The 21,796-nt window shown below is 74.4% G+C and carries 19 protein-coding genes; 7 read left to right on the plus strand and 12 right to left on the minus strand.

Annotation, left to right across the window (positions count from 1 at the left end):
- Nucleotides 1-178: 178 nt before the first annotated feature.
- Complete coding sequence (gene gcvP, locus OG335_RS30205) at nt 179-3,052, plus strand: aminomethyl-transferring glycine dehydrogenase (protein ID WP_405014296.1); 2,874 nt, start codon at nt 179-181, stop codon at nt 3,050-3,052.
- Nucleotides 3,053-3,131: 79 nt separating this feature from the next.
- Here the strand turns inward: gcvP and OG335_RS30210 are convergent, their stop codons facing one another.
- Together OG335_RS30210 and OG335_RS30215 are read right to left on the minus strand one after the other, a co-directional pair.
- Nucleotides 3,132-3,323: a DUF5999 family protein gene (locus OG335_RS30210; protein WP_405014297.1), complete on the minus strand. Its 192-nt coding sequence runs from the start codon at nt 3,321-3,323 to the stop codon at nt 3,132-3,134.
- A gap of 317 nt (nt 3,324-3,640) precedes the next feature.
- Entirely contained in the window at nt 3,641-4,216 is a 576-nt protein-coding gene (locus OG335_RS30215) for a hypothetical protein (protein ID WP_405014298.1), read from the minus strand.
- 338 nt (nt 4,217-4,554) lie between these two features.
- Here OG335_RS30215 and OG335_RS30220 point away from each other — a divergent pair, with 338 nt between their 5' ends.
- Together OG335_RS30220 and OG335_RS30225 are read left to right on the plus strand one after the other, a co-directional pair.
- A complete protein-coding gene (locus OG335_RS30220; protein ID WP_405014299.1) occupies nt 4,555-6,054 on the plus strand; it encodes a glutamate-cysteine ligase family protein in 1,500 nt (499 codons plus the stop codon).
- A gap of 121 nt (nt 6,055-6,175) precedes the next feature.
- Nucleotides 6,176-6,964, plus strand: a complete 789-nt coding sequence (locus tag OG335_RS30225; protein WP_405014300.1) for a CPBP family intramembrane glutamic endopeptidase — start codon at nt 6,176-6,178, stop codon at nt 6,962-6,964.
- Between the two features lie 56 nt (nt 6,965-7,020).
- Here the strand turns inward: OG335_RS30225 and OG335_RS30230 are convergent, their stop codons facing one another.
- The 9 genes from OG335_RS30230 to OG335_RS30270 form a co-directional block, all read right to left on the minus strand.
- The gene (locus OG335_RS30230) at nt 7,021-7,884 is read right to left on the minus strand and encodes a PhzF family phenazine biosynthesis protein (protein WP_405014301.1); all 864 of its coding nucleotides are present in this window, start codon (nt 7,882-7,884) and stop codon (nt 7,021-7,023) included.
- A 65-nt stretch (nt 7,885-7,949) separates the two neighbouring features.
- Nucleotides 7,950-8,462 carry an HAD domain-containing protein gene (locus tag OG335_RS30235; RefSeq protein ID WP_405014302.1) on the minus strand — a complete coding sequence of 171 codons (513 nt, stop codon included), beginning with the start codon at nt 8,460-8,462 and terminating at the stop codon, nt 7,950-7,952.
- A gap of 62 nt (nt 8,463-8,524) precedes the next feature.
- The gene (locus tag OG335_RS30240; protein WP_405014303.1) at nt 8,525-9,826 is read right to left on the minus strand and encodes an MFS transporter; all 1,302 of its coding nucleotides are present in this window, start codon (nt 9,824-9,826) and stop codon (nt 8,525-8,527) included.
- A gap of 147 nt (nt 9,827-9,973) precedes the next feature.
- A complete protein-coding gene (locus tag OG335_RS30245; protein WP_405014304.1) occupies nt 9,974-10,669 on the minus strand; it encodes a dienelactone hydrolase family protein in 696 nt (231 codons plus the stop codon).
- Nucleotides 10,670-10,985: 316 nt separating this feature from the next.
- Entirely contained in the window at nt 10,986-12,461 is a 1,476-nt protein-coding gene (locus OG335_RS30250; protein WP_405014305.1) for a sugar porter family MFS transporter, read from the minus strand.
- Between the two features lie 64 nt (nt 12,462-12,525).
- Nucleotides 12,526-13,149: an FMN-binding negative transcriptional regulator gene (locus OG335_RS30255; protein WP_405014306.1), complete on the minus strand. Its 624-nt coding sequence runs from the start codon at nt 13,147-13,149 to the stop codon at nt 12,526-12,528.
- Nucleotides 13,143-13,814 (minus strand): pyridoxamine 5'-phosphate oxidase family protein, encoded by a 672-nt coding sequence (locus OG335_RS30260; RefSeq protein WP_405014307.1) that lies wholly within the window; start codon nt 13,812-13,814, stop codon nt 13,143-13,145. The genes OG335_RS30255 and OG335_RS30260 overlap by 7 nt, the downstream gene beginning before the upstream one ends.
- Before the next feature lie 161 nt (nt 13,815-13,975).
- Nucleotides 13,976-15,391, minus strand: a complete 1,416-nt coding sequence (locus tag OG335_RS30265; protein WP_405014308.1) for a glycoside hydrolase family 47 protein — start codon at nt 15,389-15,391, stop codon at nt 13,976-13,978.
- A 142-nt stretch (nt 15,392-15,533) separates the two neighbouring features.
- Nucleotides 15,534-16,901: an NAD(P)/FAD-dependent oxidoreductase gene (locus OG335_RS30270; RefSeq protein ID WP_405014309.1), complete on the minus strand. Its 1,368-nt coding sequence runs from the start codon at nt 16,899-16,901 to the stop codon at nt 15,534-15,536.
- 126 nt (nt 16,902-17,027) lie between these two features.
- On the opposite strand from OG335_RS30270, the gene OG335_RS30275 reads away from it, so the two are divergent.
- From OG335_RS30275 to purB, 4 genes are all read left to right on the plus strand, one after another.
- A complete protein-coding gene (locus tag OG335_RS30275) occupies nt 17,028-17,783 on the plus strand; it encodes a HipA family kinase (protein WP_405014310.1) in 756 nt (251 codons plus the stop codon).
- Nucleotides 17,783-18,157 carry a DUF3037 domain-containing protein gene (locus OG335_RS30280; RefSeq protein ID WP_405014311.1) on the plus strand — a complete coding sequence of 125 codons (375 nt, stop codon included), beginning with the start codon at nt 17,783-17,785 and terminating at the stop codon, nt 18,155-18,157. Before OG335_RS30275 ends, OG335_RS30280 begins: the two co-directional genes overlap by 1 nt.
- Nucleotides 18,158-18,272: 115 nt before the next feature.
- Nucleotides 18,273-18,713, plus strand: coding sequence for a MarR family winged helix-turn-helix transcriptional regulator (locus OG335_RS30285; RefSeq protein ID WP_405014312.1), 441 nt, complete (start codon nt 18,273-18,275; stop codon nt 18,711-18,713).
- A gap of 60 nt (nt 18,714-18,773) precedes the next feature.
- The gene (purB, locus tag OG335_RS30290) at nt 18,774-20,213 is read left to right on the plus strand and encodes an adenylosuccinate lyase (RefSeq protein WP_405014313.1); all 1,440 of its coding nucleotides are present in this window, start codon (nt 18,774-18,776) and stop codon (nt 20,211-20,213) included.
- Nucleotides 20,214-20,279: 66 nt separating this feature from the next.
- Here the strand turns inward: purB and OG335_RS30295 are convergent, their stop codons facing one another.
- The gene (locus OG335_RS30295) at nt 20,280-21,788 is read right to left on the minus strand and encodes an MFS transporter (RefSeq protein WP_405014314.1); all 1,509 of its coding nucleotides are present in this window, start codon (nt 21,786-21,788) and stop codon (nt 20,280-20,282) included.
- Nucleotides 21,789-21,796 lie beyond the last annotated feature (8 nt).

Consider the following 21,796-nt stretch of genomic DNA (forward strand, 5'->3'; position numbering starts at 1 on the left):
GCACCACTCTCACCGACGGTGCAAGTCGACAGGATGCCTCCGGGCACCGATGCGGCGAAGCTCTCAGGTACCGATGACAGAGGGGGAGGCCTGACGGGTTCGTACGTCTCCGGCTCCCCATGGCGGCCGACCGGCGTGCGCACCCCCGCCGGTCCGTGACCAGGAGGCCTCGACCCCCATGAACGCCCAGCCGAACCTCACCGAGCTCGAGCAGGCCAGTCCGTTCGAGACCCGCCACATCGGCCCCGACGCCGCCGCTCAGGAGAAGATGCTGGCCCACGTGGGCTACGCCTCCCTGGACGAGCTCTCCGACGCGGCCGTGCCCGAGGCCATCCGCAGCCTGGAGGCGCTCGGCCTGCCCGCCGGCCGCAGCGAGGCCCAGGTGCTCGCGGAGCTGCGCGACCTGGCCGACCGCAACGAGGTCCTCACCTCGATGATCGGCCTGGGCTACTACGGCACCTTCACGCCGCCGGTGATCCTGCGCAACGTGCTGGAGAGCCCCGCCTGGTACACCGCCTACACGCCGTACCAGCCGGAGATCTCGCAGGGCCGCCTGGAGGCGCTGCTCAACTTCCAGACCGTCGTCTCCGACCTGACGGGCCTGGCCACCTCCGGCTCCTCCCTCCTCGACGAGGGCACCGCCGCCGCCGAGGCGATGGCGCTGGCCCGGCGCGTCACCAAGGTCAAGGGCGGCGTCTTCCTGGTCGACGCCGACACCCTGCCGCAGACCGTCGCGGTGATCGAGACCCGCGCCGTGCCGACCGGCGTCGAGGTCGTCGTCGCCGACCTGTCGGGAGGCATTCCCGCGGAGATCGCCGAGCGCGGCGTCTTCGGCGTGCTGCTCCAGTACCCGGGCGCCTCCGGCGCGGTCCGCGACCTCGCCCCCGTCATCGAGCAGGCGCACGGCCTCGGCGCGGTCGTCGCCGTCGCGGCCGACCTGCTGGCCCTCACCCTCCTGAAGTCGCCCGGCGAGCTCGGCGCCGACATCGCGTGCGGCACCTCGCAGCGCTTCGGCGTGCCGATGGGCTTCGGCGGCCCGCACGCCGGCTACCTCGCCGTGCGCGCCGAGTACGCCCGCAACCTGCCCGGCCGCCTCGTCGGCGTCTCCGTCGACGCCGACGGCACCCGCGCCTACCGCCTCGCGCTGCAGACCCGCGAGCAGCACATCCGCCGCGAGAAGGCCACCAGCAACATCTGCACCGCCCAGGTGCTGCTCGCCGTGATGGCCTCCATGTACGCCGTCTACCACGGCCCGGACGGCCTCGCGGACATCGCCCGCCGCACCCACCGCTACGCCGCGGCGCTCGCCGAGGGCCTGCGGGCCGGCGGGGTCGAGGTCGTGCACGGGGCGTTCTTCGACACCGTCACCGCCCGGGTGCCGCAGCGCGCCGACGCGGTCGTCGGGGCGGCCCGCGCGGCCGGCGTCAACCTGTACCGGGTGGACGCCGACACCGTCTCCGCCTCCTGCGACGAGACCACCACCCGCGAGCACCTGACCGCCGTCCTCGGCGCGTTCGGCGTCACCGGCACCGAGCTGGCCGAGACCGCCGACACGCTGCCCGCCGCGCTGCTGCGCGAGGACGAGTACCTCACCCACCCGGTCTTCCACAGCCACCGCTCGGAGACCGCCATGCTGCGCTACCTGCGCCGCCTGTCGGACCGCGACTACGCGCTGGACCGCGGCATGATCCCGCTCGGCTCCTGCACCATGAAGCTCAACGCGACCACCGAGATGGAGCCGGTGACCTGGCCGGAGTTCGGCCAGCTGCACCCGTTCGCCCCGGCCGACCAGGTGCAGGGCTACCTCAGCCTGATCCATGGCCTGGAGCAGCAGCTCGTCGAGGTGACCGGCTACGACGCCGTGTCGATCCAGCCGAACGCCGGCTCCCAGGGCGAGCTCGCCGGCCTGCTGGCCGTCCGCGCCTACCACCTGGCGAACGGCGACGGCGGGCGTGACGTCTGCCTCATCCCCTCCTCCGCGCACGGCACCAACGCCGCCTCCGCGGTGATGGCCGGCATGCGGGTCGTCGTGGTGAAGACCCTCACCGACGGCGACGTGGACGTCGAGGACCTCAAGGCCAAGATCGCCCAGCACCGCGACCAGCTCTCCGTGCTGATGGTCACCTACCCGTCGACCCACGGCGTGTTCGAGACCGAGATCACCGAGATCTGCGCCCTCGTCCACGAGGCCGGCGGCCAGGTCTACGTCGACGGCGCCAACCTCAACGCGCTGGTCGGGCTGGCCAAGCCGGGCAAGTTCGGCGCGGACGTCTCGCACCTCAACCTGCACAAGACCTTCTGCATCCCGCACGGCGGCGGCGGCCCCGGCGTCGGCCCGGTCGCGGTGCGCGCGCACCTCTCGCCGTACCTGCCGAACCACCCGCTGCAGCCGGAGGCCGGCCCGGCCACCGGCGTCGGCCCGATCTCGGCCGCGCCGTGGGGCTCCGCGGCGATCCTGCCGATCTCCTGGGCGTACGTCCGGCTGATGGGCGGCGAGGGCCTCAAGCGCGCCACCCAGGTGGCCGTGCTGAACGCCAACTACATCGCGAAGCGGCTCGCCCCGCACTTCCCGGTGCTCTACACCGGCCCCGGCGGGCTGGTCGCGCACGAGTGCATCATCGACCTGCGCCCGCTCACCAAGGAGACCGGCGTGACGGTGGACGACATCGCCAAGCGCCTCATCGACTACGGCTTCCACGCGCCGACCATGTCGTTCCCGGTGGCCGGCACGCTGATGATCGAGCCCACCGAGTCCGAGGACCTGCACGAGATCGACCGCTTCTGCGAGGCCATGATCGAGATCCGTGCGGAGATCGAGAAGGTCGGTTCCGGCGAGTGGCCCGCCGCGGACAACCCGCTGCGCAACGCGCCCCACACCGCGGCCCGCCTGGCCGGCGACTGGGAGCACGCCTACACCCGGCAGGAGGCCGTCTTCCCGGCCGGAGTGAACCCGGCGGACAAGTACTGGCCGCCGGTGAGCCGGATCGACGGCGCGTACGGCGACCGCAACCTGGTCTGCTCCTGCCCGCCGCTCGACGAGTACGGCGTCTGACGCCCCTCGCCCCGCACGGGGACGGCCCCGGAGGATCACTCCTCCGGGGCCGTCCCGCTGCCGTCGGGCGGTGCGGGCGTCAGGCCACGACGGCCAGCGGGCGCCGCGGCGCGATCACCCGGCCGTCGGGCAGCAGCTCGCCGGTGTCCTCGAAGAGCAGGACGCCGTTGCAGAGCAGGCTCCACCCCTGGTCGGGGTGGCGCGCCACGGGGACGGCCGCCTCGCGGTCGGCGGATTCCGCTGAAGGGCATTCAGGATGGTGCTGGCACATGGCTCGTACCCTCGCTTCGCTTGCGATCCCGCCCCGCCGCACGGCACCTCACGGGCGTGCCGCTCTGCCGGCGGATCATCCTCTTCGCCGGCCCGGGTGTGAACCGACGCTCCAGTGGGTACGACATCCCCCCACTCCTGGTGGTTCCCAGTGTCGGTGTCCCAGGTCACTTCCGCAGCCGTTTCGTGACATGCGCCACAACCTGTCGGCCCGGACCACCCGTTCAGGCGGTACCGGGCCGGGCGGACAGCCGGAAGGGCCACCGGCGGCTGACCCGAACGGGTCAGTGCCGATGGCCCTTCCGGCCGTCCGTCGCGTCAGCTGCGACCGAGTGCCATCGCCGCCCCGCCGAGCGGCGGCCGCTCCAGCGCGGTCAGCAGCTCGGCGGCCTGGTAGATGCGGTGGGCGGTGACGCCCAGTGGCGCGGGGGAGAGCGGGATCAGCAGGTCGTCGGCGGCGTCGGGGTCGCCGCCGCTGAGCCAGAGCGCCGTGGCGTAGTGGCCCGGCATCGACAGCAGCCGCGGCCGGCGCGGGGTGCGCGAGCCCTGGGCCAGCTGCCAGGCCTGCCGCAGGGCGTGGACGGTCGAGTCGAGGTAGGGGCCGGCGGCGAAGTGCGAGAAGACGTGGCCCTGGCCGGCCGCCTCGACGACGTCCGCGGCCGCGACGATGTCCGCCGGGCCGTGCTTGATCAGGAACCGCCAGCCGGTGCGGCGTGCGGTGGCGAGAGCGGACCCCTCCAGGACGTACACGGCCAGTGGATGCGCGGGCAGCAGCGGACCGGGGGCATGGCGCAGTGCTGCCGCTGCGGGCTTGCTCAGTGCGCTCTCGTCGTCGAGGGCGGCGAGCACGGCGCGCAGGGCGCTGGGCGGGGGCTGAGGGGTCTGCAGGGTCATGGTGGGTCGCCTCTCCATGCGAGATCGGCGTGCGAGTGCGGCATACCGGCGTGGCGTGACCTGGGCCGTGTCCGGTTGGGCATGATCGCGGTGCGGGCGCGGCCCCACACGACACGGCGGAGCCGTGCGGCGGGGGGACCGGGCATAAGCGCAGTGCGAATTCTACTCGAACAGGTGCGCAGGGTGACCTTCTTATCACGTTCGGTTCCGAGCGGCAAGTCGGATATCGGCTGAGGGGCAGTCAGAATCCCCGCCCGTCGGCCCGTTCCGGTGCCGGGCTATCGATCTTCCGGATGGGCATGATGCTTGCACGGTCGACCTAGGGGAGGAGGACGCTCATGGGTGAGAAGGTCGTTGCCACTCGCGCTGAACTGTCCGACCGGCAGTTGTACCGACGCAAGCTCCAGTCCTGCCTGGACGTGCTGGAGCGGATGCTGCGCGAGGACCGCTTCGACCGCCCGAGAGCGATGATGGGCCTGGAGATCGAGCTCAACCTGGCCGACGAGCAGGGCATGCCGGTCATGCGCAACGCCCAGGTGCTGCAGGCGATCGGCTCCACCGACTTCCAGACCGAGCTGGGCCGCTTCAACATCGAGGTCAACGTCGCCCCGCGCCGGCTCGGCGGCCACGTGCTGGAGGAACTGCACGAGGAGATCGACACCTGCCTGCGGTACGCCGACCGGCAGGCCGCCGAGGCGGGCGCCCGGATCGTCATGGTCGGCATCCTGCCGACCCTCGACATCGACCACACCGGCCTCGACAGCATGTCCGTCAACAACCGCTACAGCCTGCTCAGCGACCAGATACTCGCCGCGCGCGGCGAGGACATCGCCCTCGACATCGAGGGCGTCGAGCACCTCGCCGTCGAGTCGGTGTCGATGGTCGCCGAGGCCGCCGCGACCTCGGTGCAACTCCACCTCCAGGTCACCCCCGAGCGGTTCGCCCCGGTCTGGAACGCCGCGCAGGCGATCTCCGCGAGCCAGGTCGCCCTGGGCGCCAACTCGCCGTTCCTGTTCGGCCGGGAGCTGTGGCGCGAGACCAGGCCGGTGCTGTTCCAGCAGGCCTGCGACACCCGTTCGGCGGAGCTCAAGGCGCAGGGCGTGCGCCCCATCACCTGGTTCGGGGAGCGCTGGGTCGACTCCGCGCTCGACCTCTTCGCCGAGAACCTCCGCTACTTCCCCGCCCTGCTGCCGATCTGCGACGACGAGGACCCGGTCAAGGTGCTCTCCTCCGGCGGCATCCCCAAGCTCGCCGAGATGCGCCTGCACAACGGCACCGTCTACCGCTGGAACCGGCCGGTGTACGACGTCGCCGGCGGCGTCGCCCACCTGCGCGTGGAGAACCGCTGCCTGCCGGCCGGCCCGACCGTCGCGGACACCCTCGCGAACGCCGCCTACTACTACGGCCTCGTCCGGGTGCTCGCCGAGCAGTCCCGCCCGGTCTGGACCCGACTGCCGTTCGAACGCGCCGACGAGAACTTCCACACCGCCGCCCGCCACGGCATCGACGCCGTCCTCCACTGGCCCCGCCACGGGCGCACCGGCCGCGGCACCGCCCCCGTCGCCGTCACCGACCTCGTCCTCGACGAACTGCTGCCGCTCGCCCACCAGGGCCTCGACGCCTGGGGCGTCGAGCCGGCCGACCGCGACCGCTACCTCGGCATCATCGAACAGCGCTGCCGGCGCCGCACCAACGGCGCCTCCTGGCAGGCCGCGACCGTCCACCGGCTGCGCGACCACTTCGGCATGGACCGCACCGCCGCCATCGCCGCCATGACCAGGAGGTACGTCGAGTACATGCGGACCGGCGAACCCGTCCACACCTGGCCGGTCGGCTGACCGGACCGTCGCGACGGCACCGCGGACGCGGTGTGGAAGGATGATCGGCCCGGAGCCGTTCCACGGCGCCGGGCCCCCGGCCGGCCGGCCGCGGGAGCACGGCCCGCGGGCGGGAGACCAGGTGACCACCGTTTCGACCGAGCCCGAGACCGGCACCCCGGCACGCCGCCTGCTCGGCGTCGAACTCCTCATCGTGCTCGGGCTCTCGCTCGGCGCGAGCGGCATCGGCGCGCTGATCAGCTTCGCCGACTCGCTCACGCAGCCCGTGGCGCTCGGCCAGCAGGTCGCCACCCTCAACGGCTCGCGCGCCCCCGGCCGCCCCTGGATCGACCTCGCCTGGCAGCTCTACTACATCGCCCGCGGCCTCATGCCCGTCGTCCTGGTCGGCTACCTGCTCGTCCGCGAGGGCACCTCGCTGCGGGTGCTCGGCTTCGACCTGCGCGACAAGGCCCGCGACCTCGGCCGCGGCGCCGCCGTCGCCGCCGTGATCGGCGGCACCGGCCTCGGGCTCTACCTCGCCGCCCAGGCCGCCGGGTTCAACCTCACCGTGGCACCGTCCGGGCTTCCGGAGGTCTGGTGGCGCATCCCCGTGCTGATCTGCTCGGCCTGGCAGAACGCCATCCTGGAGGAGGTGGTCGTCCTCGCCTACCTGCTGCGCCGGCTCGGCCAGCTCGGCTGGTCGTGGCCCGCCGCGGTCGTCGCCAGCGCCGTGCTGCGCGGCTCGTACCACCTCTACCAGGGGGTCGGCGGCCTGGTCGGCAACATGGTGATGGGCCTGGTCTTCTGCCTGCTCTACCGCCGCTGGGGCCGGGTGATGCCGCTCGTCGCGGCCCACGCGCTGATCGACACCGTCGCCTTCGTCGGCTACGCGCTCCTGGCCGGCCACGTCGGCTGGCTGCCCACCGCCTGAGCCGCCCCACGGCCGGGGCCTGAGCCGCCCTACCGCCGGGGCCGGACCGGCAGCGGTCAGCCGAGCGCGGCGGCCTCCCCGACCAGGGTCCCGTCCAGCACGGTGACCGCCCGGCCGGACAGCAGCACCCGGTCACCCGCCACCTCGCACGCCACCACCCCGCCGCGGGCGGAGAGCTGGCGTCCGGTCACCGCGGACCGGCCGAGCCGCTGCGCCCAGTACGGCGCCAGGACGGTGTGGGCGCTGCCGGTGACCGGATCCTCCGGGATGCCGACCGCCGGACCGAAGAAGCGCGAGACGAAGTCGTGGCCGCCACCGGCCCGTTCGGCCCGGGCGGGGCCCCCGGCACGCCGGGCGGCGCCGGCGGTGACGATGACGCCGGGCGCCTCCAGCCGGGCGACGGCGGCGAGGTCCGGGGCGAGCCCGCGGACGGCCTCCTCGTCGGCCAGCAGCACCAGCAGGTCGCCGAGCGGTCCCGTGTCGTACACGGCCACGACCGGTGCGCCGAGCGCCTCGGCGAGGCCGGGCGGCACCGCGACCGGGACGGCCGGCGCGGCGGGGAGGTCGAGGGTGATCGCGCCGTCCGCCCCGACCGCGACGGGGAGGACGCCGCTGCGGGTCGTGAAGCGGGCCCGGCCGTCGGTGAGGAGGCCGTCCGCGTGCAGGGCGTGCGCGGTGGCGAGGGTGGCGTGGCCGCAGAGGCCGACCTCGGCCGTCGGGGTGAACCACCGCAGGCCCCACGCGGGGTCGCCGCCCGGTCCGGGCGGGAGGGCGAAGGCGGTCTCGGAGAGGTTGAGCTCGCCGGCGATCCGCTGCATCGGGGCGTCCGCGGGCCAGTCCGGCCCGTCGAGGAGGCAGACCGCGGCCGGGTTGCCGGCGAACGGCCGGTCGGTGAAGGCGTCGATGGTCCTGATCCGCATGAACCGACTGTAGGCGCGCCCGGCCCGCGGGCGCGCAGGCCGATCGGTGACCGGTGGCCCGGTCGTCAGCGCCGCCGCCACCGCGGGGCGGGCGGGCGCCGCAGCAGGCGGTCCACGTGGTGGCGCTCCAGCCCCTGGTGCGGATCGGTGCGGAGCAGCAGCCGGTCGCTGCGCAGCAGGGAGTTGCGGACCAGCCGCGGCGGGATCACGTCGTCGACCCAGGCGAACGGCCGGCCGGCGGCGTGGCGCAGGAGCGGCGCCCACTTGTGCCCGGAGATCAGCTCCGCGAGCCGGATCCGCGGGTCGCCCGCCCGCCGGGTGTACTGGTTCACGGTGACCACCGGGAGTTCGGGCAGGCCCAGGAGCGGGCCGAGGTGCTCGTTGGCGGACTCCTGCCAGGTGGTCGCCCAGCAGAGGTCGTACGTGCTGGCGAGTTCGCGCAGCCAGTCGCCGTGCACGGGGGAGAGCAGCACGTCGTGCCCGAGCAGGCGGTGCCGGCCGTAGCCGTCGGCGGGCCAGGGGGCGGCGGGGTTGAGCACGCCGTCGACGTCGACGAAGAGCAGTGGTCGTCCGGTCATGCGCGCCCCCCGGCGTGTCGGTGTGCCCGGGGGGACGCCCTGACGGCGGGCGGCGGTTGCCGTCAGGCGGTGACGGGCTCGTCGACGGGGGCCGGTCCGGGTGCGGGCCCGGTGGTGGGCAGTGCGCGGGTGAGCCGGCGGACCTCCGGTACGGCGAGGACGGCGGCGGCGAGCGCGAGGGTGCCGACGGCGCACGTCCACAGCGCGCCGTCCAGCCCGAGGGCGTCGGCGGCAGGGCCGGCCAGGGCGGTGCCCAGCGGGGTGAGGGCGATCGAGCCGAGGTGGTCGTACGCGGAGACGCGCGAGAACATCGCGGCCGGCACCTCCTGCTGGAGCGCGACCATCCAGTTGACGCCGAAGACGGTGACGCCGGCGCCCGAGACGAACATGGCGGCGACGAGCACGGGCAGCCCCGCGCGCAGGGCGAGGGCGAGGGCGGGGAGGGCGAAGAGGAAGACGCCCCAGTTGCCGACGAGCAGGATCCGGCGGGGTTGCCGGCGGGCGGTCAGCACGCCGGAGACGAGCATGCCGATGCCGAACGCCGCCATGGCCGCGCCCCAGGCCCGGGCCCCGCCGAACCGCTGGGCGGCGACCACGGGCCCGTACACGGTCTCGACCGCGCTGATGCACGCGACGACGACGGAGAACTGCAGCACCACCGCCCAGAGCCACCGCCGGGAGGCGAACTCCCGCCAGCCGAGCCGGAGTTCGTGCACCATGCCGGGGCGGGCGGTGTCGTCGGTCCGCCGTTCGACGCGGAGGAGGACGCGGAGCGCGCCGGCGAGGGCGAAGCCGCCCGCGTCCAGGAGCAGCACCCAGCCCGGGCCGATCGCCGCGGTCAGCGCCCCGCCGAGGGCGGCGCCGCCGATCTGCGAGCCGTTCATCGCCATCCGGTACACGGAGAACGCCCGGTCCGCGTGCTCGGCGGCGACGCTCGACATGATCATGCCCTCGGAGGCGGGCGCGTAGAACGCCTGCCCGGCGCCGCCCGCCGCGGAGAGCGCCACCAGGGCCCACAGCGAGGTGCTGCCGGTCAGCACCAGCAGGGCGAGGACGGCCTGGGAGACGGCGTTGAAGAGGTTGGCCGCGACCATCACGTGGTGGCGCGGCATGCGGTCGGCCAGCGCCCCGCCGACCAGCAGGAACACCACCAGCGGCACCGTGCGCGCCGCCGTGACGTAACCGACGTCGGCGGTGGAGCCGCCCGTCTCCAGCACCGCGAACGCGGTGGCGATCGGCGCCGCCGCGTTGCCGAGACCGCTCACCACGGTGGCGGCGGTCTGGATCCGGAAGTTGCGTCCCGCCCAGGCGAGCGGGCGGGGTGCGGCGGGGGCGGGTGCGGCGGGGGCGGGTGCGGCGGTCACCCGGAGACTATGCGGGCCCGGTGCGGCGGTTGTCCATCCGGTTTCCGGAGCCCGGTGTCCGATTCCGGCCCGCCGGTCGGCGCCGGGCCGGTGCGGGGGACGCGGCGAGGGCCGGCGCCCCGGTCGGAGCCGCCCGGCGGGCCGGCCTCACCCCAGGTGGCCCCAGAGGAAGCTGAGGGTGCGCTGCCAGGCGATCCGCGCCTGCAGCGGGTCGTACGTGCCGTTGAGGTTCTCGTCGTTCATGAAGGCGTGTCCGGCCGGGTAGAAGTGGATCTCCGGCTGGACGTCGGTGGCCTCGCCGATGAGCATCGCCGCCTCGTCGACCCGCTGCTGGTCGATCGAGCGGTCCTCCTCGCCGTAGTGTCCGAGCACGTGCGCGGTGAGGCCGCCGTACGCGAAGCCGGGGATCCTCGGCAGGCCGTAGAAGGGCACCACCGCGGCGATCCGGTCGGCCTCCTGCGCGGCCAGGACGAGGGCGAGGCCGCCGCCCATGCAGAATCCGACGGCGCCGACGGCGTCGCCCACGACCTCGGGCCGGCCGAGCAGGTAGTCGACCGCGCCGTGCAGGTCACGGGCGGCCCGGTCGGCCGGCAGCGCCGCGAGCATCCGGGCGGCCTCCTCGCGGTCGTGCGTGGTGGCGCCGCCGTACAGGTCGGGGGCGAGTGCGACGAAGCCCTCCGCGGCGAAGCGGTCCACCATCGACACCATGTGCGTGGTCAGGCCCCACCACTCCTGGACGACGATCAGGCCGGGGCCCGCTCCCTGCGGCGGGAGCGCGAGGTAGCCGTGCGCCGTGGCCCCGTTGCCGGGGAAGGTGACGTTCTGCGGGGGGCTGCTGCCCATGGCCTCTCCGAGGGGCGGGCCGCGTGCGCGCGGCGGTCGGCCGGCGCGGATCGGGTGCGCCGGGCAGGTGCGGGAGCCGAGGTTGCGGGGCGGGGCCCGGTCGCCCGGGGGCCCGGCCCCTGCGGGGCCCGGCGGTGCGGCGGCGGCCGCGGCCGCGCTCCTCGCGGCCCGCGGGGACGATGGTATGCGGGCCGTCACGCCGCCGCCCGTTCCGGCGCCGCGCCGATCGGGTGAGCGGAACCGGCGGCGGGCGGAACGGGCGGTGCGACCCTGACGGGTGGTGGGCCGGGCGGTGGGCGGATCGGGTGGTGGGCGGTCAGCCCATCTCCTCCAGGGCGCGCCCCTTGGTCTCCTTGATGCAGAGCGCGACGAAGGGGATCGACAGCAGGGCGAAGCAGGCGTAGATCACGTACGTCGCCGACAGGTTCCAGTCCGAGAGGTCGGGGAACGACACGGTGATCGCCCAGTTGGCGATCCACTGGGCGGAGGCGGCGACCGACAGCGCCAGCGCCCGGATCGCGTTGGGGAACATCTCGCCGAGCAGCACCCACACCACCACGCCCCAGGAGAAGGCGAAGCAGAAGACGAAGACGTGTGCGGCGACCAGCGCCACGGTGGCGTAGGTGTCGTCCAGGGTCGCGTTGTCGCCGGTGCCCTGCCGGAAGGAGAACGCCCACGCGGCGGTGCCGAGTGCGAGCGCCATGCCGACGGAGCCGGCGAGGGCCAGCGGCTTGCGGCCGATCCGGTCGACCAGGGCCATCGCGACGACGGTGCCGACGACGTTGACGATCGAGGTGGAGAGGCTGATCAGCAGCGAGTTGGACTCGTCGATGCCGACCGACTGCCAGAGGAACGACGAGTAGTAGAAGATCACGTTGATGCCGACGAACTGCTGGAACACCGAGGCGCCGATGCCGACCCAGACGATCGGCAGCAGACCGAACCGGCCGCCGGTGAGGTCCTTCGGCCGGGGCTTGTGCGAGGTGTGGAGGACGGCGCGGATCTCGGCGATCCGGGCGTCGAGGTCGACGTCCGGACCCTCGACCTCCGCGAGCACCGCGCGCGCCTGGTCCTCGCGGTGGTCGGCGATCAGGTAGCGCGGCGACTCGGGGATGGCCAGCGCCATCAGCCCGTACACCAGGGCGGGGATCGTCTCCACGCCGAGCATCCACTGCCACGCCTGGATCCCGCCGAGGTGGTTGGTGGACTCGCCGCCGGCCGCCTGGTTGAGCCCCCAGTTGGCCAGCTGGGAGATGGTGATGCCGAGCACGATCGCCAGCTGCTGGAACGAGGCCAGGCGGCCGCGGTAGGCGGTCGGCGCGACCTCGGCGATGTACGTCGGCGCGATCACCGAGGCGATGCCGATCGCGACACCGCCGACGACCCGCCAGGCGGCCAGCACGCCGATGGTCGGGGGGAACATCGAGCCGACGCCGCTGATCGCGAACAGCACGGCGGCGAGCAGCATCGTCCGCACCCGGCCGAGGTGGTCGGCGAGCCGGCCGGCGACGACGGCACCGGCGGCCGAGCCGAGCAGCGCGATCGCGACGACGAACGCGGTCTCGCCGTTCCCCACCTCGAAGTGCTTCTGGATGCCCGTCACGGCGCCGTTGATGACGGCGCTGTCGTAGCCGAAGAGGAAGCCGCCCATCGCGGCGGCCGCCGAGATGAAGACGACGTGGCCGAGATGGTCCTCGGCGTGCGAGGGGGAGGAGGTGGTCACGGTGAGCGGCTCCTCGCGGCTCGGGCCCGCCTGCTCGGCCGGGTGGACAGGGTACGTCCCACAGTCCATCAGCCCGTCCGGGGCTCCGCCCTCCGGGCGGGCCGACGGAGCGACAGACCGTCCGGCGGCCGGGTCAGTCGCGGGTGCGCAGCGCGTTGCGGCGCAGCAGCTGGGTGCGGGCTCCGGCGTCGGGTGCCGCGCCGCGCTCGGCGAGGCGGTCGGCGATCGCGGCCTGTTCGGCGGCGGGCTTCTTGTCGTCGTACTTGAACTTCGCGCGGACCTCCTGCACCGTCAGCCGCAGTCCGCGGATCCCGCTCAGGAGCGGGCCGAAGGGCGCCTCGCCGGGGGTGACGGTCCGCGGGTCCTCCGGCTGGAAGCGGGCGAGCTGCCGGGTGAGGATCGCGGCCTTGCCGGCCGGGTCGTCGACGATCTCGGCGGTGCAGGCGAAGTGCACGGACGCGTAGTAGCTGGTGGGGGTGCCGGGCGGGCCGCGCCAGCGTCCCGGTGCGAAGGCGTGGTCGTCGGTGACGGCGAGGGTGGCGTGCGGGTCGGCGCGCAGGGCCGCCCAGACCGGGTTGGGGGCGGCGAGGTGCAGCAGGACCTCCCCGCGGTCGGCGTCGAGGAGGAAGTGCGTGGGCACCAGCACGGGGCCCCGGCCGCCGGTGCCGTTGGCGGCGAGCAGGCCGAAGTCCCGGCCTTCGGCCAGCCACCGCCGCCACTCGTCCTCGGTGCCGCGGTCCCAGGGGCGGATCAGCACGGCTGCTCCGTGCGGCCGAGCCGGGTGAGGTGGTCGGGGACGGGCACGTCCGTGGAGGGGTCGGGCTCGGGGGTGCCGTAGACCGTCCGCACCGGCACGACACCCGACCAGAAGGGGAGGGCGAGGTCGGCCTCGTCGTCGTCCGCCCCGTCGGCCCGGCTCTTGAGCGAGACCTCGTCGAGGTCGAGCCGGACGACCGCGGTGGCGGCGAGCTCCCTGGCGTTGGCCGGGCGGACCTCCGCCGAGCGGCCGGGCACCGCCTGGTCGACGAGCGCGTCGAGGGCGACGGCCAGCTCGGCCTCGTCGGTGACCTGGAAGGCCGTGCCGTGGGCGACCACCGAGCGGTAGTTGACGGAGTGGTTGAACGCGGAGCGGGTGAGCACCAGGCCGTCGACGAGGGTGACGGTGACGCAGACGGGCAGGCCGGCGTCGGCCCCGGCGGCGCGCAGCGGGCGGCTGCCGGTGGAGCCGTGCAGGTAGAGGCGGTCGCCGACCCGGGCGTAGATGGTGGGCAGGACGACGGGGGCGCCGTCGGCGACGAAGCCGAGGTGGCAGAGCCAGGTGGCGTCGAGGACGGCGTGCACGGCCTCCTTCTCCCAGCTCGCCCGGTCGCGGTAGCGGGTCGGGGTGGTCCGCGCGCTGCGGTGGTAGGCGGTCTCCGACATGGCTGTCCTTTGAACTAGTGCATAATTTATTTTGCGCTAGCATGGTATCGGATGCGTGTGCGGGCGGCCAAGGGGATTGCGGGGGCGCAGCACGACGGCCGCCGCCCCGGGGAGCACCCGCCGGACGGCGGATCCCCGGGACGGCGGCCGTCGGCCCGCCGTCAGCGCACCGCGCCGCGCATCAGCTTGCCCTCCGTCGACAGCAGGCCCGAGCGGTAGTCGAAGCGCGGCGCCGCCGCGAACATCAGGTAGAGGTACTTCGGGTTCTCGGCGAACCAGTACCCCGGCGTCAGGTCGCCGCGCCGCAGGGGCGACGCCGTGACGTCCTCTGCGACGGTGTAGCCCCCGGGCACCCGCAGGTGCTCGCGCAGCCCGGCGAAGTACGTGTACGCGGTCTCCTTGAAGCGCCGCTCCCCGGTGAGCATCCACAGGTCGTAGGCGGCGTTGACGTACTCGGGCCGCAGGTCGTTGCGGGCCGAGCGGACGCTCGCGCTGCCGTAGTCGATCGCCTCCGGCACCACCGGGTTGTTGGCGAGCAGCATCGACCAGGTGTCGTAGTAGGCGACGGCGGCGTCCATGTCGCCGCCCTTGCCGAGCAGGCCCGGGTAGAACGAGCCGAGCTCGGAGGCGGTGCGGCCGGTCGTGCGGCCGGTGGCGTAGTCGACCTGCCGGTACCAGGTGTAGCCGCCCTGCACCTCCAGCTGGTGACGGAGCACGGCATCGGTCAGCAGCCGGTACCAGTCGCCGAGTTCGCGGTCGCCGAAGAGCTCGGCGCCCGCCCACAGGTACTCGTAGTACGAGTCGACCGGCGGGTTGGGGGCGCAGGAGGTGGTGTCCGTCCAGCGGCCGGTCTCGACGTCGAGCGTCGTGCCGAGCAGGCCGAGCGCGGAGCGCCGGTCGAAGACCGCCCGCATCGCCCGCTTCGCGGCGTCCCAGTACTTCTGGTCGCCCGTCAGCTGCGAGAGCAGGCCGAACTCGACGATGTTGGAGCCGATCTCGGCGAGCGGGCTGGTGTTGCCGCCGACCGCCCCGCTGCGCAGGTTGACGTACCGGTAGGGCATGCCGGTGGGGGACCGGGTGAAGGCCGGCAGCAGCCGGTCCGCCAGCTCGCGGCAGCGGTCGAGCAGGACGGTGCGCCCGGTGCACAGGTGGCCCGCGAGCAGTCCGCCGACCAGGCGGATGACGGCCTCGAAGACCTGGACGTCGGCGTCCTGCGCCGGATCGAGGTGCTCCTCGATCCAGTCCGCGGAGAGGGCGACCTCGTCGTCCAGCTCCATCAGCCACAGGGTGTCGAGGGCCTCCACGATCGACAGCCCGAAGGTGCGGCCGCTCGCGAAGAAGTCGTTGCGGCCGCCGGAGACCGGCCGGACCTCGTCGTAGCCCCAGGCGGCCCGCTTGTACCCCTCCCAGCTGTGGACGAACTCCTCGCGGATCTCCCCGGCGGCCGCCGCGTCGCCGGGCAGGTCGACGGCGGGCGCCGCGGCGGCGGCGGAGGGTCGGGCGAGCGCGGCTCCGGCGGTGGCCACGGCAGCGGCGGAGAGCACGGTACGGCGGCGTGGCAGGGAGAGTGATCGCATGCCGCCGGACGGTAGTGGGGGTGACCCCCTGTGGTCCGACAATCACGGAAGACGCGTGTCGGCGCTACCGCCCAGGTCAGGGCGGTAGCGCCGGGGGCCGGACGGCGGCGGGATCCACCCTGCGGGTGACCCCGGCGGTCCGTCAGGTGGCGGAGCCGCGGGCCAGCAGCGACCGGGCGTGCTCCCGCACCTGGTCCCGCGTCAGGTACGCGTCGGTGTACTCGAAGTCCTCCAGCCGGGCGGGCTGCCGGGCGAGGAAGCCGGTCCGGACGAAGTCGTCCCCGGCGGTCGCGTTGAGCAGCCAGTTCGCGCCGACCCGGAACTTGCCGGCGTTGGTGCGCATGGCCATCAGGTGGTAGCCGCGGGCCACCAGCTGCGCCGGCAGGCCGTGGAGTTCGACACCGACCGGCCTGGAGACGGCGTCCCGGCCGCCGAGGTCCACCACCAGGCCGAGGTCCTTGTGGTAGTAGGGCTCCAGCGGCTGGTTGCGCATCGCGGCGACCACGTTGTCGGCGGCCGCCCGGCCCTGGCGGGCCGAGTGCTGGGCGGTCGGCGGGCAGACCGCGCCGTCGCCCTTGGCGAGGTCCGGCACGGCGGCCGCGTCGCCCAGGGCGAACACGCCGTCGAACTGCGGCACCCGCATCTCCGCGGTCACCGCGACCCGCCCGCGGACGGTCTCCGCGTCGAGCGTCGCGATGAGCGGGCTGGCCGTGACGCCCGCCGTCCAGATCAGGGTGCGGCTGGGCAGCACCCGGCCGTCGGTGAACTTCACGTTCTCCGCGCCGACCTCGGCCACCGACACGCCCAGCGACACCTCGACGCCGCGGCCCCGCAGGATCTCCAGCGCCGTCGTGCCGAGCTTGTCGCCGAGCTCGGGCATGAGCTTCGGCGCGATGTCGATCAGGTGCCACTTGATCAGGCCCGGATCGAGCCGCGGGTAGCGGCGGATCGCCGCGGTGGTCAGGCGCTGCAGGCAGGCCGCCGTCTCGGTGCCCGCGTAGCCGCCGCCGACCACGACGAACTGCAGCCGCGACTCGCGTTCGCGCTGGTCGAGCGTGGTGGAGGCGAGGTCGAGCTGCGCGATCACGTGGTCGCGGATGTACGTCGCCTCGGCGAGCGTCTTCATGCCCCGCGCGTAGTCCTTCAGCCCGGGGATGTCGAACGTCCGGGTGACGCTGCCCGGTGCCAGCACCAGGTAGTCGTACTTCTGGGCGACCACCTCGTCGGTGATCTTGCGGATGACGACCACCTTGGACCGGGGGTCCACGCCGATCGCCCCGCCCGGCACGATGTGCGTCCGGCGCAGCGTCCGGCGCAGCGACACCGCGACCGACTGCGGGGTCAGCACCCCGGCGGCGACGTGCGGCAGCAGCGGCAGGTACAGCTGGTAACTGAACGGTGTGACCAGCGAGATCTCCGCCTCCGCCGGTGCGAGCTTGCGCTCCAGACGGCGTGCGCACTCCAGGCCGGCGAAGCCGGCGCCCACGATGAGGATTCGGGGTCGCTCCATCGTCCATCCCTTACGTGCCGGTCCGTGGCGTGTCAGGACAACTGCCCCGCCACACTCGCACGGACCAACGGGGGCTGCCACCGCAGCGCGGCGCGGCGGCCCCGGCGCCGTCGGTAGGCTGGCCGGATGCTCCCCGAGGTGACGGCGGTCCGGTACGTGACGCCACTGCGAGAAGGCGGCTCGATGCCGGGCCTGGTCGAGGCGGACGACCGCCGCCTGTACGTCCTGAAGTGGGCGGGCGCGGCCCAGGGCCGCAAGGCGCTGGTCGCCGAGGTGCTGGCCGGCGAACTCGGGCGCGCCCTCGGGCTGCCCGTGCCGGAACTCGTCCTGCTCGACCTCGACCCGGTGCTGGCCCGCAGCGAGCCGGAGCCGCAGATCCAGGAGCAGATGCGGGCCAGCGGCGGCGCCAACCTCGGCATGGCCTTCGTCAGCGGCGCCCTCAACTTCGACCCGCTCTGCTTCGAGGTCGACCCGCTGCTCGCCGGCCGGGTGCTCTGGTTCGACGCGCTGATCGGCAACGTCGACCGCTCCTGGCGCAACCCCAACATGCTCGTCGCGGCCGGCGGGCTGCGGCTGATCGACCACGGCGCCAGCCTGATCTTCCACCACGCCTGGGCCGGCGCCGCCGCCTGGGTCACCCGCCCGTACGACGCGGCCGGCCACGCGCTGCTGCCCGCCGGACCCGACCTCAGGGCCGCCGACGCCGAACTCGCCCCGCTGGCCGGGGCGGCCGTCGAGGCGGCCGTCGACGCGATCCCCGAGGTGTGGCTCACCGACGAGCCCGGCTTCGACTCCGCCGACGCGGTCCGCGCGGCGTACCGCAGCCGGCTGACGGCCCGTCTGGCGGGCCCCCGCGCCTGGCTCCCGGAGGTGGCCGCCTGATGGACGACTACGAGTACGCGGTGCTGCGGGCCGTCCCCCGGGTCGAGCGCGGGGAGTTCGTCAACGTCGGGGTGCTGCTCTACTGCCGGCAGAGCGGCTACCTGGGCGCCCGCACCCACCTCGACCAGAGCAGGCTGCTGGCGCTCGACCCGGTCGCCGACGTCGCCGGGGTGCGCCGGGCGCTGCACGGCGTGGAGTCGCTCTGCGGCGGCGGCGACGGGCCCGGACCGGCAGCCGGCGACAGCCCCGGGCAGCGCTTCCGCTGGCTGACCGCGCCGCGCAGCGCCGTGCTGCAGCCGGGGCCCGTGCACACCGGGCTGACCGCCGACCCGGACGCCGAACTCCGCCACCTCTTCGGCCAGCTGGTGCTCTGACCGCCCCTGCCGGCCGGGCCCGTGACGGGACCTCCCGCCGGAGCCGGGGAAGGCGCGCGACCCGTGCCGGGGGCGAAGCTTGAGCCGGTGAAGCATCCGGGCGTACCCTGCCCCCATGGGCACGACAGCGACCACCACCGCACCGTCTGCCGCCGACCTCATGGAGGCGGTGGCGGCCGTCGGCGCCGCGTACTTCCAGGACTTCGCGGCCGCGGCCGCCGGGCACGGGCTCAGCCCGTCCCAGGCGAAGGCGCTGAAGGCGGTGCAGGAGCCGGTGCCGATGCGCGCCCTGGCCGGCCGGCTCGGCTGCGACGCCTCCAACGTCACCGGCATCGTCGACCGGCTGGAGTCGCTCGGCCTGGCGCACCGGGAGGCGGCCGCCGGCGACCGCCGCGTGAAGATCGTCGGCATCACCGGGCAGGGACGCGAGGTGCTGGACCGCATCCGCGCCGACATGGTGCGCACCCGCGACGCCTTCGCCGGGCTCGACCCCGAGCAGCGGACCGCCCTGGCCGACATCTGCCGCCGGGTGCTGCCGGTGCCGGCCGTCCGGTAGGCGGGACGGTCCGGCCTGCGCCCCGGCCGGGGACGGCCCGGCCGACCTGGACTGTTAGGCTTGCGAAGCGTGAGCGCGAAGCCCCAGATCCCCAATGTCCTGGCCTCCCGGTACGCCTCGGCGACCCTGGCCCAGCTGTGGTCCCCCGAGCACAAGGTGGTCCTCGAGCGCCACCTGTGGCTCGCCGTCCTGAAGGCCCAGCAGGACCTCGGCATCGAGGTGCCCGCCGACGCCGTCGCCGACTACGAGCGCGTCATCGACCAGGTCGACCTGGAGTCGATCGCCGCGCGTGAGCGCGTCACCCGGCACGACGTGAAGGCCCGGATCGAGGAGTTCAGCGACCTCGCGGGCCACGAGCAGATCCACAAGGGCATGACGTCCCGGGACCTCACGGAGAACGTCGAGCAGCTGCAGATCCGGCAGTCCCTGGAGCACGTGCGCGACCGCACCGTCTCCGTCCTCGTCCGCCTGGCCCGCCTCTCCGCGCAGTACGGCGACCTGGTCATGGCCGGCCGCTCGCACAACGTCGCCGCGCAGGCGACCACCCTCGGCAAGCGGTTCGCCACCGTCGCCGACGAGCTCCTGGTGGCGTTCGCCCGCCTGGAGGAGCTGATCGGCCGCTACCCGCTGCGCGGGATCAAGGGCCCGGTCGGCACCGCCCAGGACATGCTCGACCTGCTGGGCGGCGACGCCGACAAGCTCGCCGAGCTGGAGCAGCGGGTCGCCGGCCACCTCGGCTTCGACAACGTCCTCACCAGCGTCGGCCAGGTCTACCCGCGCTCGCTCGACTTCGAGGTCGTCACCGCCCTCGTCCAGCTCTCCGCGGCGCCGTCCAGCCTGGCCAAGACCATCCGCCTGATGGCCGGGCACGAGCTGGTCACCGAGGGCTTCAAGGCCGGCCAGGTCGGCTCGTCGGCGATGCCGCACAAGATGAACACCCGCTCCTGCGAGCGCGTCAACGGCCTCGCCGTCATCCTGCGCGGCTACGCGTCGATGACCGCCGAGCTCGGCGGCGACCAGTGGAACGAGGGCGACGTCTCCTGCTCGGTCGTCCGCCGGGTGGCCCTGCCGGACGCGTTCTTCGCGTTCGACGGCCTGCTGGAGACCTTCCTGACCGTGCTCGACGAGTTCGGCGCCTTCCCCGCCGTGATCGAGGCCGAGCTCGACCGCTACCTGCCGTTCCTCGCCACCACCAAGGTGCTGATGGGCGCGGTGCGGGCCGGGGTCGGCCGCGAGACCGCGCACGAGGTCATCAAGGAGCACGCGGTGGCCTCCGCGCTCGCCATGCGCGAGGGCGCCCGCGAGAACGCGCTGCTCGGCCGCCTCGCCGACGACGCGCGCATCCCGCTCGACCGGGCCGCGCTGGACGCGCTCCTCGCCGACCGCCTCTCCTTCACCGGTGCGGCGGGCGCCCAGGTCGCCGAGATCGTCCGCCGGGTCGAGGCCGTGGCCGACGCCCACCCCGAGGCCGCGAAGTACGCCCCGGGCGACATCCTGTAGGACCGGCCGAGGCCGGCACGGGAGTGCGGGGGCGGTGCGCTCGCGGCGCGCCGCCCCCGTCGTCCCTCACGGCTCCGGGGCGTGCCGGTGGTCGACCCGGTGGCCCGGGTCCATGGGCGGGGTGGTCGTGTCGCAGCGCCACGTGCAGCTCGGCTCGGCGACCTCCCGCGCCGGCTCGGGCGCCAGCACGTCGCCGCGGACGGTGGCCGCCGCCAGCAGGCCGCCCGCCGCCAGCAGGCCCGCGCAGATCAGCATCGCCGTGCCGAACGCGTCGTCGACCTCCGCGGGCACCCGGTACGCGTCGCCGCTCAGCCCCGCCAGGGCCGGCAGGGCCGCCACCGCGAGCAGCCCGGCCGCGCGGGCCGCGGCGTTGTTGACGCCGCTGGCGATGCCGGCCCGCCGGACGTCCACCGCGGCGAGCACGGTCGCCGTCAGCGGGGCGACCAGCAGCGCCATGCCCGCGCCCAGCACCGTCACGGCCGGCAGCACGTCCGTCCAGTACGAGGCGCCCGGGCCGATGCGCAGCATCAGCAGCACCCCGCCCGCGCAGATCAGCGGGCCGAGGCTGAGCGGCAGCCGCGGGCCGATCGCCCGGCCGAGGCGTCCGGCGCGGGCCGAGAAGGCCAGCATCAGGACGGTGATCGGCACCAGGGCCACGCCCGCCGTCAGCGGGCTGAACCCGGAGACGACCTGGAGCTGCACGGTCAGCAGCAGGAAGATCCCGCTGAAGGCGCCGTAGACGCAGAGCGTCACCAGGTTGACCGAAGTGAACAGCCGCGAGGAGAAGAGCTCCAGCGGCAGCATCGGCGCCGCCGCCCGCCGCTCCACCAGGACGAACGCGACCGCGCACAGCACGCCCAGCCCGGCCGCCGCGGGCGCGAGGGCGGCGGAGCCGTCGGTGAGCGCGTACGTCACCCCGCCCAGCGCCAGGGCCGCGAGGACGGCGCCCGGCACGTCGAACCCCTCCGGCCGGACCGGGTCACGGGTCTCCGGCACGTGGCGGGCCGCCACGGCCACCACCACGGCCGCCACCGGCACGTTGAGCAGGAAGATCCAGCGCCAGCCGGGCCCGTCGACCAGCCAGCCGCCGAGGAACGGCCCGATCGCGGCCGCGACGCCGCCCAGCCCCGACCACGAACCCACCGCGCCGGCCCGGTCGTCGGGGTGGAAGACCGCCTGGAGCATCGCCAGCGACCCCGGTGTCAGCAGTGCCCCGCCGACGCCCTGCAGGGCGCGTGCCGCGATCAGCACGCCGATGGTCGGCGCGGCCGCGCAGACCGCGGAGGCCACGGCGAACCAGGCGACGCCGATCACGAAGACCCGACGCCGCCCGTACCGGTCGCCGAGCGAGCCGCCCAGCAGGATGAGCGAGGCGAGGGTCAGCAGGTAGGCGTTGACCGTCCACTGGAGGGCGGCCAGCGAGGCGTCCAGGTCCTCGCCGATCCGTGGCAGCGCCACGTTGACCACCGTGCCGTCCAGCATCGCCATGCCGGAGCCGAGGACCGTCGCCAGCAGCACCCAGCGCCCCCGCGCCGTGCCGAGGCGGATCGCCTGTGCCGTGCCGTCGCCGCTCATTCTCCGAT

It is taken from the genome of Kitasatospora sp. NBC_01539, from assembly GCF_045040525.1.
GTDB lineage: Bacteria > Actinomycetota > Actinomycetes > Streptomycetales > Streptomycetaceae > Kitasatospora.